This window comes from Rathayibacter sp. AY1H3, assembly GCF_002932015.1.
On the sequence record NZ_PSUU01000039.1, the window covers coordinates 1 to 16,885 of the forward strand.

A 16,885-nucleotide genomic window follows, 5' to 3' on the forward strand; every position below is an offset into this window, starting at 1 on the left:
CCGTTCGCGCTTCAAGGCGGTCGAGGTTGAGCGGACGCCCTTGTTGTAGCTGGCGGAGGTCGTTTCGCGGTCGTAGTCACCGACGAGCTCGGAGACGTTTTGAAGAAAGTCGTTCTCCTTGACGCTGCCGAGGTAGAGGAACGCGTTTGACGCGCTCCACAGCTTCAACATGCCCTCCTTGCCGAACACGGCGACGCCCTGCGACCAGGACTGGAACACCGACATGATCGGGATCCCGCGGGAGCCGAAGTGCGAGTACAGGTCCGGGAGGTCCCGCCACCTGCACACGTTCGCGGCCTCATCGAGGATCCCGACGAGCGGCGTGCGGAGCCGTCCGCCGGGCGAGGTGTCGGCGAGGTCGGTCGCCGCCTCGAGAGTGGCGGCGGTGAGCGCGGTGACGAGGGGCCCGGCGGTGCCGGCGCCCTCCTTCGACAGGGAGTAGAGCGTGCCGGAGCCGCGAACGAACTCTGCCGCGTCGAACTGCGCCCGCGGGTCGGCGGTGCCGCGGGGGTTCACCCAGTCCGCGACCTGCGTGTTCTTCAAGCACGCCGCCATCTCCTGCGCGGTCGAGTAGACCGACCCGCGCAGCTTCTCGGTGGACTGGATGATCCCGAGCACCGCGTCGCCGGTCATCGGGTATCCGCCGGAGCGCAGCAGTCGTACGGGCTCCTCGTTGGTGACGTCGGTGAGCCACGCGAACACCTGGCTGATCGACTTCTGCCCGACCGCTGCGGCGAGCAGCATGCCGGCGAGGAGGTTCTGTCCGGCGCCGTCGAAGAAGGCGTCCGTTTTCGCGTCCGTCGCTCGGGATCCGGAGGCGAAGTACTGCGCGAGTTTCGCGGCGCGTACATCGTCGGTGACGTAGGACAGCGGGTTCCACCACCAGATCGGGTCCTCGCGGGCGACGCGCTGCGGGTCGAACACCCACACGGGTCCGTCCTTCTCGCGGACGTCACGGGTCGCGTCGAGCACGTCGCGCTTGTTCGAGGTCGTGACGACTGCGCCCGGGGCGGCGATGATCGCCGGGATGACCAGCGACGTCGACTTCCCGACGCGGGGGCCGGCGACGACGGTGATCATGTCCTCGAACGAGGCGTAAAGCATCTTCCCCGTCGACACGAGCCGCCCCACTGGCACGCCGGGCGAGCCGTCAACACCCAGGCGCTTGGACTTCTTCATCGCCTCCTTGCTCAGCATCGGCGCCAAGTCTCGTTCGGTCGCCATGTAGCGGGCAGCCCGGTCGACGTTCGCGCGACCCTTGCGGCCGAGTGCCCTCATCCAGAGGAACCACAGAGCGACGAGGACGATGACGCCGCCGCCGGCCGCGGCGATCATCGTCGCGGACGAGGACCAGGTGACCGTGCCGCGGGCAAGCCCCGACAGGATCTCGAACGGGTCCGAGGGCAAGCCCTCGTTCACTCCGTCGAGCTTGGAACCGACCGCGACGGCCACCCAGACGATGCCGATCGCAGCAATCGCCACGAGGGCTGCGCCGAGCATCAGGGCGTCGTTATTGGCCTTGCCAGGCTCGCGGCGGCGGTTGTTGGCGGTGGCGCTCATGCGGACTCCTCCGTGTAGATCGGGACGGCCCACCGCGGGGTGCAGTCGTCGGCGGGTGCTTGGTGCGAGGTCCCCCAGGAGAGGACCGCGAGGCCCCGCTCCGCGAAGGAGACGGGGAGGTCGGTCGCGTGGAAGCCGTGCTCCCCCGGGGCGGACCGCTGGCAGGTCCAGCGGTAGCCCTCGAAGGCGAGCGTCGACGGGCAGCTCACGCGATCACCCGGTCCCACTGGTCCCAGGCGACGAAGCTCGCCATGAGCCCGACGCCGGTCCAGCAGAGGGTGAGCAGGAACCGATCGCGGTCTGCCGTCCGCTGACGGGCTCGGAGCGCGCTGATGATCGCGGCGCCGCCGGCGCCGGCCGCGACGCAGCTCGCGCCGAGTGCGACGAGGACGCTCACGGCAGGATCTCGACGTTCACGGGATCGGTGGGCAGTGGCTCCGCTGCGCGTCCGGCGCGGGAGGTCGCGTGCCAGAGCTTGTTGGTGTCGTTGACCTCCTTCTCTGCTGCGGTCAGCTCGACGCGCACCGGGATACCGGGACGTCCGCCGACCTTGATCAGGAAGCGGCCGCGTCCGGGCGGCTCTGACTCGTGCCCGGACACGGGGTCCCAGGCGGGCGGGTCCTGCCAGGAGGTGAGCATCCCCTGTTCCGCGATCGACATCGGCACCGCCGAGGTCAGCAGCGGCATCTCAGCACCGGGGAGGCCGCCGCAGATGACCATGCCGGAGCGTTCCACGAAGCCCTTCGCCTTCATCTGATCCTCCGAGGAGGCCAGTGCGAGGAGGTCGGACATGGTGTGGCTGATCATCGCCAGGCCGACGCCGCGGGCGCGGTTCAGGCGGGTGAGCGCGTCGACGCGATCGACCATGCCCTTACCCGCGCGCAGCGCCCGCCACAGCTCGTCCAGGATCACGAAGTAGTGCCGTTGCGGTTCGAGCTCCGCGTCCGCGAGGGCGGCCGCGACGTTGACGGTCCCGAAGCCGGCGGACCAGCAGGCGAGGAGGATCGCGGCCTGGAGGTCGCCTTCGGAGTCGTCGATCGAGGACACGTCGTAGACGACGGGCCGGTCCCGGCGCATCGGCGTGGTCGTCTGCTTCGAGAACACCTCGCCCAGGCGTCCACCGGTGGTGAGGCCGATGAGGGAGGCTTCGAGGTTCTCGGTGACGTCCTTGTACTTCTCGATGTTGCCGCGGTCCAACGCGACCTGACGAACCTCGTCCGGCGCCTCCTGGATCACGCGCAGCAGGTCCGCGAGGACCGGCACGCCCTGGTGGTGCTCGTCCAGGTACTTCAGCGCCCGGTCGATGATCGTCTCTTCCCGGTCGCTCGGCGGCTGGGAGCGGAGGATCGTCAGCAGCGCGGCGACCATCGTGTGCCGGCGGCCGTGGGCGTCCGCGAGGACCTGGTGCGCGAGTCGCTGCACCTTCGCGGCGTGCTTGCGGAGCCGACCGACCTCCGCGATCGTCGCCGCAGTGTCGTCGGAGACGCCGAGCGCGTCAACCTGGTGCGCGAGCGCGTCGGCCCGCTCGAGCGAGCGGTCGGCCTCATCGCGCAGGCGCTGCGCCGCCTCCGACGCTTCGCCGGGATCGAGGATGTTCAGGTAACCGCGGCCGCGGCCGAGAGGGATCACTTGCCCGTCGAGGGCTTCGATCAGATCCACGTAGTCCGGCTTCAAGTCGCCCAGCACGAGCGGGATCGTGCCGTACCCGGCGAGGCCGGCGGCCATGCGGCGGGTCAGCGAGGACTTCCCCAGGCCGGGCTTGCCGAGCACGAACATCGAGGGGTTGCTGATGAGATTCGCGCGCTGGAACCAGCTGATCGGGTCGCAGCAGACGGAGGCGCCGGTAGAGAGGTTCTTCCCTAGCGGCACCCCGATCATCGGCGTACCCGTCCCGACCGAGAACGGGTACAGCCCGCACACCTGCACGGTCGTCCCGCGGAACTCATCAGCGGCCGTGACGTTGACGGCTTCACCACCGCCGCGCCCGAGCCATCCGCGGATGCTCGGGCGCAGAGGACGGCGCAGCGCCGTCCCCTGGCTCTTCTTCTTCCCGCCGTGCGGGATCTCGATCTTCTTCCCCTCTCGGCGTCGGGTGCGCGGGGTGGTGCGCTCTCTGGTGAGCGTCGGGCGCTGAGCGACCGCTGCTACCGGGGCCGGAGCTTCGCCCTGCCCGCGCGCAGCCCGCCGCGAGGGTGCCGTCGTGTCGGTGCCGGGCTCTGCCGAGGACGACACGGCACCGGTGGGCAGGCCGTCGTCGGTCAGCTCCTCCCCCGTCGTATCGCCGTGGGCGGCGGTGACCGCTCCGTCGGGCAGGACGTCCTCGCCGGGTTCGAGCTCGTTGTCGCTGTTCGAGGAGAACAGGCGGGTGATCAGGCTCACAGGGACTCCCTCACTTCGGTGGGCAGGCGCAGGTGACGCGGGAGCACGAGCCCCAGCGGCAGACCAGCAGCGAAAACGGTCTCCTGCGACCCGAACGCCGGCCGCACCCGAAGACGCGCCGCAGCGGTCAGCGAGTCGATCGCCGCGCGCGCGTCCGCCTCGTGCACAGCGTCGGTGGTCGTCGCGGTGACGATCAGGCCGAAGTTGAGCAGGCCAGCCCCGGAGGCCTCCTCCGCCGCGGTCGCCTGGGCGGAGCGGGTGGAGAGGGTCGAGCGGGCGGTGGGCTTGGTCGACGCGGAGTTGTTGAACTGCGCCGCGTTCAGGTCCGCCTCCACGATCGCCGCGGCGCGGGCGGGGTCGATGGGGCGGTAGAGCAGGGTGACGCGCTTGCGGGCGACGTCGCGGTGCGGAGCCAGCAGGCGCGCGAGGATCCCCGACTGCACGACTCCGCGCGGCGGGGAGGTCATCGTCCACGACGTCGACACGGCACCGTCGTGCCGGTACGACTCCCACCGGGACTCAGCGGCCGCGGGGCCGACGTCCGTCCAGGACAGCTCGGGCACGTCACCCGAGGCGCGGGCCTCATCGATCAGGACGGCGGCGGCGGGGTCGTAGGCGATCCGGATCACCTCGCACAGCTCCTGAGCACCGAGCGGCCGTGCAGCGCCGGCCCCTGTCGCGGCAAGGCTCGTCGTCAGGCCGGGCAGGCGGGCGGCGAGGTCGGCGGCGACCTCCTTCGCGTTGCGGCGCTTCCCGCCGATGCGAGACAAGGAGGAGAAGGTGATCGCGACGTAGGCGCGGATCGTGGCCGACCCGACCGGGTAGCTGCTCACGACCTCCGAGAGCATCGCTCGAGCGAACTCCGGCGCATCCGGGTCCATCGACCCCTCGACCTCCGAGCGCAGGCGCGTACCGGTGTCGGGGGCCGTCTCGACGGTGACGGAGGCTGCCTCGATGCCAGGCTCGTCTCCGAGGTTGGAAAGCCAGATCCCGTACTCCGCGACCTGGTTGTTGACCTGCTCCTGATCCACCAGCGCGGCGCCGTCGGGCTCCGTGGCGATCACGACGGTGTAGTGCTTGGTCGAGGGGACGTGCACGAGAGCGAACCGGCGCCCATGCGAGTCCTCGTGCTCTGAAAGCTGCGACGCCGCGGCCAGTCCGGGGAGCTGGAACGTGCCCCACTTCGCTCGACCCGCGGGACCGGAACGGTAGACGTTCGCTCCCTTGGCCTTCGTCCGCATCCAGTTCACGCGATTCACCGTCCTTCCGAGGGCGCTCTGCCCGTGCTTGTCCTTCACTGAAACCGTCAGCAAGATCCCGCCGAAGATCGCGGCGACGATCAGCGCGGCCCCGAGGCCGGAGAACATCGACGCGATGATCGAGGAGAGGATGCCGACGAACAGCACGCCCGTGGCGAGCTGTCCGAGGCCGCCGAGTCCCGCAGTCTGCGGGCGACGCCAATTGCCGTACGTGCGCGGCGCCTCAGCGCTGCGCGTGGGAGTCGTGGTGCTCATCACTTCCCGCTTCCGTTGCCGCCAGTGGCGTCGTCCGTGGCGGCCTTGACCGCCCCTGCTGCGTGCTTCGCGCCTTCGGCGGCCTTCCCTGCCACCGCAAGGCCGACACCGATCGGGCCTCCTGCCGCGGCTGCGGCACCACCGCCTGCCGCCGCACCGCCCGCTGCCGCACCACCGCCGGCCGCAGCTCCGCCAGCTGCGCCACCGCCTGCTGCTGCGCCGCCGCCTGCACCGGAGGCGGCCGGAGTCGCAGCGGGTGACCCCTTGCTGCCTGCGGAGGCGCTACTGCCGGACGGTGCGGAGCCGAAGCCACCGCCGCCGGGCGTTCCTCCGCCCCCGCCCACCGAGGCGACAGCGGGGACGAGGAAGCGCATCAGCGCGGGCAGGGCCACGAGCGCGATGAGCATCAGCGCGAGGCCCGTGACGATCTGGAACAGCCCGGTGCCGTCCGACTTGAACAGATCAGTGCCGGTCATTCGGAACGCGATCGCGTAGACGATTGCCGCGGCTGGCTTGTAGAGGATGAAGGCGAGGGTCCAGGCCATCGTCTTCTTGAACCACTGCTGCCCGATTTCCGTATTGGTCGCGGCCGCGGCGATCGGGAAGATGCCGGCGAGGACGACGAGCATCGCGCCGCGGAACACCATGAGCGCGATCTGAACGTAGGTCATGAGCACGGCGAGGATGCCGAGGAGGAACAAGCCGATGAGGCCGATACCCGACGTTGCGGTCAGCGAAATCATCGCGAAGATGTTCGTGCCGAAGCAGTTGCTCTCACCGTTGGTGACGTCGCAGTCGGTGGAGTTGTTGAGGATCCAGATCGAGAAGGCGTCGCCTGCCTGCGTGGCGAGACGGATCACGACGAGTCCCGCGCCGGCGACGGCGATCAGCGTCAGTACCGACCGGGCGAGGGTGCGCAACTCGCCCGCGCGCTGCGTCCACACCATGCGGCCGGCGGCGACGAGGATCGACAGGATCGCGAGTCCTCCGGCGTACCACTCGAGCTGCCCTTGCACCCAGCCGACGACGCTCGAAGATTCGTTGAGGTGCAGCGCCAGGGGTAGGAACCCCGTGACGAGCGCTGAGGCGGAGGAGAGCAGGAAGACGGCGAAGATGATGACGCCGATGCGTCCCATGTGCGCCTCGCCGTCGCCGTGGCGGCGACGGGTGCTCATCATGACGCCGGCGATGATGAGCGACATGACCGCGAGGCCCGCCGCGACCCACGTCACATAGCCGAGGATCGTCTCGAACGCCTCAGGCAGGGGCGGTGTGCCGCCGCCGTTAACGCCGCCTCCCCGGTCGACGACAGTCACCGGGGAGGGAACGTTCACCCAGAGGGTGCCGAGCGAGACAACCGCTTTGCCGAAGCCCTCCAGGATGTTGTTGACGAACTGCTGCAGAGCGTCGTTCGACGCCTGCGATACGACGTTGCCGATGCCTTCTCCGGTCCAGCAGAGAACGTCGACGACGGAGCACGGCTCTTTGTCGGGGACTGGGGTCATGTGGTGCCGCTCCAAGGGAGGTAGCCGCCGAGGCTCTGCAGAGCGACCGGGCGGAAGGTGGGGAGTCCGTCGTCGGTGAGCACGAACTTCCAGTCGCCCTCGGACCAGCTGAGGGCGTAGGGGAAGCTGATGAGACGTCCGTCGGAGATCTGGAAGGCGATGTCGATGGTGGCGTTCTGGCCGTCGTAGGCGAGGACTTTCACGCCGGCGATCTGGGAGCTCAGGCCGGTGTTGCTCTGAGTGGTCTCGCGGGCCAGCGCGGCGTCTCGACCGGGGCCGGGGACGGTGAGGCGTTCGGTGACGAGATCGCTCAGACGGCCGTCCGTCCCCATCGCCCAGAGATTCGCCACGGCGAAGGCTGCGCCCTCCACGGTGTGCGCGTAGCAGCTGCGGACTCCGTCGGCGTCGACGACGCCAGGCCCTGCATCCTCTGAGGAGGGCGCTGCCATGGTCCCGACGATGGTCCACTCCGCGTCGGGTGCGGCAGCGAGGCTGCCGCTCTCGTCGAGTCCAGGGAGGCCGCAGATGCTCGCAGCATCGGCGTCGAGCTCTGAGGCCTCGGAGGTGGGCGTTGCAGTGGTGGCGGGCGTGGCGGTGCGCTGCCCGCCACCACTGTCCAGGGACGTGACGGCGAGCAGGATCGCGGCCAGAACGAGGATTCCGAAGACGATCGCTCCGAAGATGAATCCTCGACTGGTGAACGGGTTGCGCTTCTCCGTGTCGCTCATGACGTCGTGCCTTTCGTTGGTGGTGCGGTCGGTTTCCTCCGGACGCTACGCGCCCATCAGGAAGCCGACGATCGTGAACGCGGCGGACACGATGATCACGCCGACGAGCAGGCGTCCGAGCCAGCCGCCGATCTCGCCGCCTTCGCCGCGGCGGGCGGAGACGGTCATGGTGACGCCGAGGATGATCAGGCCGACGACGGCGACGCCGAGGCCGACCCACTTGGCCCAGCCCATGACCGTGGTGAAGGCCTCGAACCCGGGGGGCATGCCCCCGGGGCCCGGATCCGGCACGACCGCGCCGAGCGCGCCCGCGGTGGTGAGGATGTCGGTCGTTGCTGCGAGCAGTGCAGACATGGTGTGCTCCGTTTCGTGGTGGGTGGTGCGGGGTGATCGGCGCCGCGGGTGCGACGTCGAAAGGGTCCGGTTATCCGGTGGTGAGGGGGCCGTCGGCGTAGGCGACGTCGAAGTGCAGGTGGTTCGGGGTGTCACCGAACTGGGTGATGTGCTGATACGTGGTCGAGCGGCACTGGATCTGGCCGGCGCGGGAGCCCTGGGGCACCTGTGGGTCCAGGACCGTCAGCAGTTGCAGCGCGTTCGCGTCGCAGCCGGTAGTGGCCGTGTCGTCGAAGGAGAAGAAGTCGACCGCGTTCCCGCCACCGTTCATCCAGTGCGAGGAGCCGGTGCCTGCGCCCAGGAGCGAGCCGGTGCACTGTCGGTTGAGGTCGGAGACGCCGACCTTCCCGAACGTGTTCAGCGCGATGGTGATGATCTGGAGGATGCGGACGTCGATGCCGCAGTTCTCCTTGGCGGTCCCGGCGGCCATGTCGCGGATCTGCTGCGCGTAGCGGTCCTCGAGCAGACGCAGGCGCCCCTCGTCCATCGCCGTCACGAGTGCGGCTGCGAGGGCCTGCGCGTCACCGGACACGGCGACGCATCCACGGATCGGCGCAGCCGTCGCAGGTGCGGTGCTGGCCGGCGTCGACGGAAGTTCGACCGGTACAACGTTCGTCGCGGGTGCGGTCGCGCTGCTGCCGAGGCCGTTGAGGTAGGTCATGATCGCCACGGCGTCGGCGCGGTACTTCGTGTAATGGTTCGGGTCGGCGTTGCGCTGGACCATGTTGATCGCGATGGAGGGCTCCATCGACTGCCAGCCCTCAACCGCCACGAGGCGGTCGTAGAAGAAGCCCGCCGAGATTGTCGGGTCCATGCGCTGCTCGACGGTGCCCCAGCTCGACTGCTGCTGGAACAGTCCGGTCGAGTCGGCAACTGACCCGTCCGGGTTGATCGCACCGTCCCCGTAGGCGATGTTCACCAGGGAGGACTCCCCGATCGCCGTCTGCACGCCCAGCGTCTGCCCGTCCGCGCCGAGCCCCTTCGCCGCTCCCGCGTTCACGATCAGTGCTGCATTCACGAGCTGGTCGTGCCCATAGGCGCCGACCTTCGCGTCCGCAGAGATCGCGGAGACGTTGACGGGTCCCCCGCCTGGCAGGCATGCCGCGGCAGCGGAACCGCCGAAGAACAGCACCCACAACAGCATCGCGACCGCCACGACGGGCACCATGACCGCCGCCAGCACCCCCAGTCCGCCCTTCTCCACTCGGCTACTCCGAGGCCAGAGGAGTGATCTGCTCAACGGACCAGGGAGTGCTCTCCGTGGTGCGGTGGACGTACACGGAGTACTCCCCCGCGTCAGTGGGGACGAGGATGCGCATCGTGAACGCGCCGTCACCGTCGCGGACGGTCGCAGCGCCCGTGAGACTCGTGCAGGGCACGTTCGCCGGGTCGACCGTCTCGTAGGCCACTGCTGCCCGCTGGCTCAAAAACGGGTAGAGCTCGCTGATCCAGGTGTCGTAACCGAGCGTTGGACGGCAGAACGCCATCACCGCTTCCGTCGCAATCGCGACGGCTGTGCTCATGAGAGACGGTTCTGGGGACGGCTCCGTGTCGACCGGTTGTACGCCCTCAGGGGTCGGCGTCGGCGATGAGAATCGGGTGTTGGGGAGAGGTGAGGCGGTCTCACGTGACGCCTCATCTGGCGAAGTCGGCGAGCAGCCGCTCACGAGGAGGGAGGCGATGAGGGCGAGCAAGACGGTCGAGTACCGAGACGAAGAAGCGGGCACACGTCAAAACTACCGATTTCGGTAGCTAATGCAACCCGGTTCGGTTACCGAAATGGGCTTATATCATCTTTGGTACATTCCAGGGGTGGCTAGACGACCGGCGCCGGGACCGACCGACTTTTCGCGACGCGTGGTCCGCGCGGTTGAGACGCTTCGCGATCGTGCACGGCTGACCAACACCGAACTCATCCGTGCTGCGGGCATCTCGGCGAACTACTTCTACATCCGTCTGCGCGGCGAAGCGCCGTTCACCACCAACGACATCGAGAAGCTCGCTGGAGCCTTCGGGGTCGAACCGTACGAAGTGCTGCAGCTCGCGTCTTCTCCGAACCCGGAAGACAGTGGCGGAGAGCTCACTGCTGAGCGCATCGACGGCAGGGAGTTCGCTCGACGACTCCGATTCCTCGCCGAAGGGCCGACGAGTGCGGATGCTCAGATCTTCACTCTCGACACCCTCGTTCAGTCCATCCGCGGTCGTGACATCAGCTTCGAGCCGAAGGACTGGGATGAGCTGCTTGAGCTGGAGGGCTCCACGCGGCTCCCGGTCGATCTGCTCGTCGGTCTCAGCGAGTTCTTCGGCGTCAGCTACGAGTACCTGACCGCAAGGCGTGAAGACGAAGCCAGCGAGCTCATCGAAGCGGAGATCCGCTTCCACCGGGCGCTACTGGCTACCGGAGCCACCTCGATCAGTGCTCGAGCGCTGGGGGGCATGAACGCGAAGCAGCTCGCCGCCGTGACCAAGGCGATTCTGTCGATCGAGCGAACTCCGAAGGAGGGCACTACCGAATGAGCACCACCCAGAGCAATGAAGCCCTGTGGTTCGAACACGCCGACGTCGCCGCACGCACGACGCAGACGTTCGAGGAGAACCGGTTCCAGGACGATCAGACCCTGGATGCCCTCCTCAAGCATGTCTCTGACCTGCACGGCAAACCGATCCACGTCGATGCCATCGACGACGATGACTGGCAGACGCTCACAGCTCTCTGGGTCGATTTTCCCGACGAGGCCCAGATTCTCTACCGCTCGACCGATACCCGGCTCTACCAGATGCACTGCATCCTGCACGAACTCGCTCATATCGCCCTCCGCCACCCCGGCTGCAACGTCCTCGGGGACGACTCTTCCGTCGCCTCCTATCGGGGGACGAACGGAGTCGTGCGCGGCCGGCTCCTGGAAGCAGGCGGCTTGGAGGACCTCGAGAACGTTGATGGGGACCGGCGCATCCTCGAAGGCGAAGCAGAGCACCTCGCCCATCTTCTTTCCCGCTCACTCCTGCGTCCTCGTTTCCGGGAGGACGAGGAGGTCTTCGGGTAGATGCAGGCTTTAGCCCTGATCGCTCTTGTGGTCCTCGCCGTCGTCTTCGTCGCCCGGATCCCCGCTGCTGTCTCCCAGCCCTCGAGCCGGTTGTCCTGGCTCGCGAGCGGAGTCGGCTCCCTCGCGCTCCTCACCCGAGTCCACCCCGGATTGGACCGGTTCCTCGGTGGCGAGAACTACATCAACCTCGCCCAGAACGTCCTGGCGACCACCGCGTTCTGGTTGGTCATGAGAGCAGCCCTCCTTCAGTCCCGCAGCACCCCGCGATTCTGGACGAGGAAGCTCATCCTCGCCGCCATGCTCGTGTCCTTCGTCGTGCCGTTCCTGTTCATCGCCGACAAGGAACCCACCTCGAAAACGTTCATCACCGAGCACATCTCCCAGACAGGTACCTGGCTTTACGCCAGCATCTATATGACGGCGATCCTCGCCATCTCGACGATGCTCCTGCTCGGTCTCCGTCGCAGAAAAGCGCGCTCCTACGGCTTCTTCGTCGCAGGCAGCAGCCTCGTCATCCTCGCCTGCATCGACGAGATCATCGTCTTGTCCCTCGACCACTTCGAGGTCACCGACCTCGGTTTCCGCGTCCTCCTGCGGAACGCGTTCGACTTCCTGTTTTACTGCGGCGTGATCCTCATCGTCACCGGAATCGCCTCATTCACACTGCAGAAGGCCATGCGCGAGGCGCGACTCAGTCGGCATGCACGGCGACTTCGGCGCCTCGCCGGCAGACTCGCGGTGATGCGGACTACGAACGGGTCAAGTCGCGTTCGAGACGAATCATCGATCGCGGTCGTATACGACCTGGTCATCGCGCTACGCGACTTCGAGAACGCTCACCGCGGCCGTCTGACACCAGCCGACGCTCGTCACGTTGCAGCGGCGGAGGCCATCGTTATGGAACAGCTCCCCTCCCCCGCGACCACAAGAGCTTGGACTCGATGAGCGCCCGGCAAGTCGGCGTGAGAGCTGTCGTAGGAGTAGCGGGAGCCGCTGTGACTGCCCTCTCCCTGCTGGCAGGCATCGGTGTCGTCCTGGGGCGGCGAGTCGTGCTGCCCGGGCGCAAGAAGACCATGCAGGTCCTCTCGGCGACCCCGGACAGCCTCACTCTCCACGCCACGCCCGAAACCCTTCACAACGGCGAGTACGGCTTCTGGTTCGACTCCGATCGGAGCCACGCGCTCGTCGGCCGGATTCTTCATCACGACGCGATCGAGCGGACCGTTCGCCGCGAGGTTCTTCGAGTCACCGGCGGCGATCTCTCCACCGCTCACGAAGGCCGATGGACCGGGCACGTCTTCGCGCGTCCTGAGGACATCGACCCGCGCGTGCGCGAGATCCACGTCGACGCGCCAATAGGCCCGTGTCCGGCGTGGCTCTTCCCGTCGACCGGCGGCGAGGGCGAAACAACCTGGGCGATCCACGTGCACGGCATCCGCACCACCCGCATCACCGCGCTGCGCTCAGTCCCGGCAGCACGCAAGCTCGGCTACACGTCACTCGTTCCTTCGTTCCGAGGTGACGGAGATGGGCCACCAACGAAGAACGGGGCGTCGACTCTCGGTCAAACCGAATGGGATGACGTCGATGCTGCGATCAACTACGCCGTGGAGCACGGAGCGCACAGCATCGTTCTGTTCGGCTGGTCCCTCGGTGGCGGAATCGCACTTCAACTCACCGAGCGGTCTCGACACCGCCAACTCATCACAGCCCTCGTCCTCATCGCGCCCGCCACCGACTGGCGGCAGGTCATTCGGGCTGGAGCGCGCCGCGCTCATCTGCCATCGGTGGTGGGTGCACTTGGGACGTTCGCGCTCTCCACTCGCCCCCTCAGCACCCTTGTAGGACTTCCCGGGCCCATCGATTTCGATGCCCTGGACTGGACCCGAGGACCGAGACTCACCGTTCCAACCCTCCTCATCCACTCAGACGGAGATCGGGAGGTGCCTGCCTCGTTGTCACGGGCCTTCGTGAGCGTGAACGTCGAGCGGAGCGCGCTAGCCCTGCTCCCGCCCGCTGCGCATGCCTGGGAGTACAACGTCGCGCCGGACGCATTCGACGCTTCGGTTCGTGAGTGGCTTCAGAGTCCTGGCTGACTCTTTGGATGGTGTACCGGAATCGGTACGGTAGCAGCACCTATTTTGGTAGGGTGCCGACATGGTTGTTCGACGGGAGTCTCATGCCCCGGCAGGTAGGGGCCGTCACGGCGCGACTTGGGCTGACGCCCCTGTCCCTCGGCAGCAATCGCGCTTAATCCCGGGATTGATCCGCCCTACGCTCGGCGTGGCGCGCACAATCCCGGGGTTAGATCAGCACTCTGGAGGCATGGCTCCGATCAAGCAGAAGCGACGCGCGCGCAACGGCGCCGTCACCGTGCCCGTCGAGTTTCAGATGCCCCACGTGCTGAAGGACGACGTCGACGGCGCCGCCAAGGCCTCAGGCGTCTCCCGCTCGCTGTACTTCGAGCTTCTGGCAGATCAGCTCCGCGACTCCACCGGGCGTCTGCCCGTGCTGGCACCGACGTTCGATATCGACCAGGAGGCGCACATCTCCGCCGCTTAAACGAAGGAGGCCCGCCGAAGCGGGCCTCACCAAGTTTCGTAGCTCGTACCCCGACACCGACCAAAGCAACGGGTCCGAGCTAATCAAGTCACCACCCTCACGGGAGGCTTCTCTATGCCCGAAAGATTACACGACGGGCTGAGAGATTCAATGATGGATCTTTCGGCGCGCCGTAGCAGCTCGTCGACGCTCGGCGGCGACGCATGGTCCCTGACGCGTCGGCTGAGCCCGCGCGGCACTGTCCGGACGATGCGCCGCGACGCCTACGGGCGCTTGGACGAGAACGCGTACCCCACGGCGTTCCTGATCTCTCCAGTCGCCCCGAGCACTCCCTGGGCCGTCTACCTTACGGACGACGCCGGCACGTTCCGGCTGCTCTGCTTCGACTTCGACGGCAAGGACTCCCACGGCGTCGACGCGGACCTCATGGAGCAGGCCGCGGACGACTGTGACGCTCTCTCCGCCGTTCTGGACACACACCAGGTGGCCCATCTCGTGTGCCAGTCCTCCGGGACTGGCGGCCGGCACCTGTGGATCGCACTCGCCGAGGGTGCTCCGGCCGAGTTGGTGGCTCGGCTGGCGATCGCCGCGCGCGCGAACTTCCGCACGCTGGATCACGGGATGCTCTGCAACCCCCGAACCGGCGCCGCTCGACCTCCCCTGTCCCCGCACCGCGACGGCAGCTTCTCGAGCGTTCTGCGCGGTCGCGCAGAGGAGCTGCTGGATGCGACCGTCACCGCGGCCGCCATTGAGGCCGTGACCGCTGCGCTGCAAGCCTCCCGCCCGCCACGCGCCATCGACGCTGCTCCCCCGGCCGCCCCGACCACCACGCATCGGGCACACCGCCAGCTCAGCGCTGCCGGCGCCGGGCACATGGCGGCCGCGGGTGGCGGTGCGAATCCGTCGTGGACGGCGTTCATGTGTCTGCTTTCCGCGGCGCACGCCGGCTGGTCCTTGACCGACGTCGAGCACGCCGCTCGGACCGCTCCCGGGATGGAGCACTTCCGGACCAAGAACACCGGTCGCGGTAACCGCCGTCCGCGCTCGCGCGACGAAGCGGCGGAGCGCCTGACGCGGCAGTGGCAGAAGGCGCTCCAGTACGCGGCGCTGCACGCCGTTCTCCCGTCCGAGCGCGAGCCGGGCGACCTGGTGGAGCTGGAGAGTCTCGTCGGCTCCGTCAGCGCCCTCGTCGAGCGGTTCCGGGTGAGCCCGGGCCGGTGGGGGCGGACCGAGCGGGCGACGTCGGAGAAGACGATCCTCACCGCTCTGGCCTACCTGACCCTGCACACCGGCAAGCGCACCGTGGCCGCTTCCATCCGTGACCTCGCCCTCCTCGCGGGCCTGGGCCGAACGACCGCGGCCAGCGCCCTGCGGACGCTGCGCGAGGACGGCTACGTGCAGCTCGTCGTCCGCGCGGACGGCTCGAACGCCAGCGAATGGCGACTGTCCGAGCACCTTTCCACAGGTTTACTGCAAGGTCCGGTCACAACTACTAATAACCCCCGCCCCCCCGGGCCGATCTTCACCGAACGAACCATGCTCCTCACCATGCTCGAAGCAGACCTCACCGACACCCGGCACGACCTCTTCACCCGCGCCGGCCTGGGACACCTGGCAGGAAAGACCTACGCTCTGCTGCGCCGCGAAGGGACCCTCGCCCTCGACGCCGCCGCCACGTTGCTTGGGGTCACCAGCCGTACCGCCGCCACCGCCCTCTCCCGCCTGCGCACACACCGGCTGATCATCAAGCACACGACCGGGTGGACTCGCGCCAAGCGCGACCTGCGCACCGCCGCAGCTCGCACCCTCGGCGTTCACGGAGCCCTCGCAGATCGAGCCCATCGCTACGACGTCGAGCGCGAAGTCTGGGCCTGGTGGCAAGCCGAGCTGACCCACCGCTCGTCCTCCCCCAGGCAACGCCCTCGACGCCGACACGTCACGAGCCGACCCCTGTTCGAGGACACCACACCCGGTGAGCGCGTCTGGCCGCTCTACCCCCGCGACGCCGCCGGCCGCGGCGATCACCGCGAGGCGCTGCACTGGGGACGCACCGGCATGCTCGCCCCCGGATCGCTCTGGTGGTCCTCGACCGCTGCCTAGCCCCGACGCTGCCCCTCGACGTTGACATGGATTTCCGACGAGCTCGACGCGCCCGAGACGGCTCCACCCAGCGGCCGGACCATTGGTGCCTAGGAGCGCTGTCGGACCCTCCGACTTACACTCGACCTTCATCGAACGTATGTTCGAACTGGTCAGGAGGTATCGAGATGACTGTGACGATCGTGGAGCGGATCTCGACTCCGGCGCTGGACGCCGTGGCGATCGCGTTCCTCGTCGCCGGCGACGCGGTAGCTGCCGGGTTCCCCTCCCCCGCCCAGGACTATTTCGATGGCTCCCTCGACCTCAACGACCACCTCATCCGCGACAAGACGTCGACCTTCATCGTCCGCGTCTCCGGGGAGAGCATGATCGGCGCCGGCATCAGCGACGGCGACGAACTGGTGGTCGATCGCTCCCTCTCCCCCAAGCACGGCAACGTCGTCGTCGCGATCCTCGACGGCGAACTCACCGTCAAACGCCTCGAGCTCTCCCGCGGCGGCGTCATCCTGCGCGCCGAGAACTCCGAGTACCCGCCGATCCTCGTCCCCGAGCTCAGCGACCTCCAGATCTGGGGCGTCGTCACCGTCTGCCTCCACCACCTCCACCGTGCGCTCTGAACAGCGCAAGCGTCATCCTCACCAACCTCTCCCCCAAGAACTCCCACGCCTTCCTCGACGGCTTCGACACCGTCTTTGATACCAAGGGCCTCGGCGCGACCATCGATGCCGTGACCAAGCGCCACGGCCGCTCCGCTGTCGGCTTCGGGCTCGCCGGAATCCGCAAGGGACCCGTCTGGACGATGAAGCGCGGCGCGCTCTCCCCACGCTCCACAACCCACTGGGGCGAACTGGCGACGGCGTTCGCGCACTGACCGCAGATGCCGGCGCACGGAAACCTGAACCAGATTGCGGTATGAGTCCAAACTTCGGAAGATTCAGAACTACGAAGTCTGTAACTTCGGCTACAGGTCGCAGCGTCGTTCTCTGTAAATTACAGAGTCACAAACTCTGTAAGTCACATCGCAAGAGGGGAGCCCTGTGCGCCAGCGGATACGGAGCAGAACAGGTGTACAGAGTTACAGACTTCGTAGTTCTGTAGGT

18 protein-coding genes are annotated in these 16,885 nt (G+C 67.8%); 8 read left to right on the forward strand and 10 right to left on the reverse strand.

Annotated features, from left to right (window positions below):
* The 10 genes from C5C33_RS14125 to C5C33_RS14170 form a co-directional block, all read right to left on the reverse strand.
* Positions 1-1,560: type IV secretory system conjugative DNA transfer family protein (locus tag C5C33_RS14125; protein ID WP_104261431.1), on the reverse strand; the 1,560-nt coding region annotated here is incomplete at its 3' end.
* Positions 1,557-1,769: a hypothetical protein gene (locus tag C5C33_RS14130; protein ID WP_104248356.1), complete on the reverse strand. Its 213-nt coding sequence runs from the start codon at positions 1,767-1,769 to the stop codon at positions 1,557-1,559. The genes C5C33_RS14130 and C5C33_RS14125, both read right to left, overlap by 4 nt.
* Positions 1,766-1,957 carry a hypothetical protein gene (locus C5C33_RS14135; RefSeq protein WP_104248357.1) on the reverse strand — a complete coding sequence of 64 codons (192 nt, stop codon included), beginning with the start codon at positions 1,955-1,957 and terminating at the stop codon, positions 1,766-1,768. The genes C5C33_RS14130 and C5C33_RS14135 overlap by 4 nt, the downstream gene beginning before the upstream one ends.
* On the reverse strand, positions 1,954-3,561 hold the full coding sequence (locus tag C5C33_RS19040) for an ATP/GTP-binding protein (RefSeq protein ID WP_308471180.1): 1,608 nt from the start codon (positions 3,559-3,561) through the stop codon (positions 1,954-1,956). The genes C5C33_RS14135 and C5C33_RS19040 overlap by 4 nt, the downstream gene beginning before the upstream one ends.
* Positions 3,562-3,935: 374 nt before the next feature.
* Positions 3,936-5,453, reverse strand: coding sequence for an SCO6880 family protein (locus C5C33_RS14145; protein WP_181027286.1), 1,518 nt, complete (start codon positions 5,451-5,453; stop codon positions 3,936-3,938).
* Positions 5,453-6,958 (reverse strand): hypothetical protein, encoded by a 1,506-nt coding sequence (locus C5C33_RS19145; RefSeq protein WP_104261432.1) that lies wholly within the window; start codon positions 6,956-6,958, stop codon positions 5,453-5,455. Before C5C33_RS19145 ends, C5C33_RS14145 begins: the two co-directional genes overlap by 1 nt.
* Positions 6,955-7,686 carry a hypothetical protein gene (locus C5C33_RS14155; RefSeq protein WP_104248366.1) on the reverse strand — a complete coding sequence of 244 codons (732 nt, stop codon included), beginning with the start codon at positions 7,684-7,686 and terminating at the stop codon, positions 6,955-6,957. Before C5C33_RS14155 ends, C5C33_RS19145 begins: the two co-directional genes overlap by 4 nt.
* A gap of 45 nt (positions 7,687-7,731) precedes the next feature.
* Positions 7,732-8,040: a hypothetical protein gene (locus C5C33_RS14160; RefSeq protein WP_104261433.1), complete on the reverse strand. Its 309-nt coding sequence runs from the start codon at positions 8,038-8,040 to the stop codon at positions 7,732-7,734.
* Between the two features lie 70 nt (positions 8,041-8,110).
* Positions 8,111-9,283 carry a hypothetical protein gene (locus tag C5C33_RS14165; RefSeq protein ID WP_104261434.1) on the reverse strand — a complete coding sequence of 391 codons (1,173 nt, stop codon included), beginning with the start codon at positions 9,281-9,283 and terminating at the stop codon, positions 8,111-8,113.
* Positions 9,284-9,287: 4 nt separating this feature from the next.
* Positions 9,288-9,602 (reverse strand): hypothetical protein, encoded by a 315-nt coding sequence (locus C5C33_RS14170; RefSeq protein ID WP_104247901.1) that lies wholly within the window; start codon positions 9,600-9,602, stop codon positions 9,288-9,290.
* Positions 9,603-9,891: 289 nt separating this feature from the next.
* On the opposite strand from C5C33_RS14170, the gene C5C33_RS14175 reads away from it, so the two are divergent.
* The 8 genes from C5C33_RS14175 to C5C33_RS18620 all read left to right on the forward strand — a co-directional run bounded on the left by C5C33_RS14175 (position 9,892) and on the right by C5C33_RS18620 (position 16,656).
* On the forward strand, positions 9,892-10,596 hold the full coding sequence (locus C5C33_RS14175) for a helix-turn-helix transcriptional regulator (protein WP_146085789.1): 705 nt from the start codon (positions 9,892-9,894) through the stop codon (positions 10,594-10,596).
* Complete coding sequence (locus tag C5C33_RS14180) at positions 10,593-11,123, forward strand: hypothetical protein (RefSeq protein ID WP_056045680.1); 531 nt, start codon at positions 10,593-10,595, stop codon at positions 11,121-11,123. Before C5C33_RS14175 ends, C5C33_RS14180 begins: the two co-directional genes overlap by 4 nt.
* Positions 11,124-12,068, forward strand: a complete 945-nt coding sequence (locus C5C33_RS14185) for a hypothetical protein (protein ID WP_104247899.1) — start codon at positions 11,124-11,126, stop codon at positions 12,066-12,068. It begins immediately after the preceding gene.
* Positions 12,069-12,118: 50 nt separating this feature from the next.
* On the forward strand, positions 12,119-13,219 hold the full coding sequence (locus C5C33_RS14190) for a S9 family peptidase (protein WP_181136257.1): 1,101 nt from the start codon (positions 12,119-12,121) through the stop codon (positions 13,217-13,219).
* Positions 13,220-13,448: 229 nt separating this feature from the next.
* Entirely contained in the window at positions 13,449-13,685 is a 237-nt protein-coding gene (locus tag C5C33_RS14195; RefSeq protein WP_056045669.1) for a hypothetical protein, read from the forward strand.
* Positions 13,686-14,111: 426 nt separating this feature from the next.
* A complete protein-coding gene (locus C5C33_RS14200; protein ID WP_181136258.1) occupies positions 14,112-15,785 on the forward strand; it encodes a hypothetical protein in 1,674 nt (557 codons plus the stop codon).
* A 167-nt stretch (positions 15,786-15,952) separates the two neighbouring features.
* On the forward strand, positions 15,953-16,402 hold the full coding sequence (locus tag C5C33_RS14205; RefSeq protein WP_104247896.1) for a LexA family transcriptional regulator: 450 nt from the start codon (positions 15,953-15,955) through the stop codon (positions 16,400-16,402).
* 101 nt (positions 16,403-16,503) lie between these two features.
* Positions 16,504-16,656, forward strand: a complete 153-nt coding sequence (locus C5C33_RS18620) for a DUF4113 domain-containing protein (protein WP_258069256.1) — start codon at positions 16,504-16,506, stop codon at positions 16,654-16,656.
* Positions 16,657-16,885: the final 229 nt, after the last annotated feature.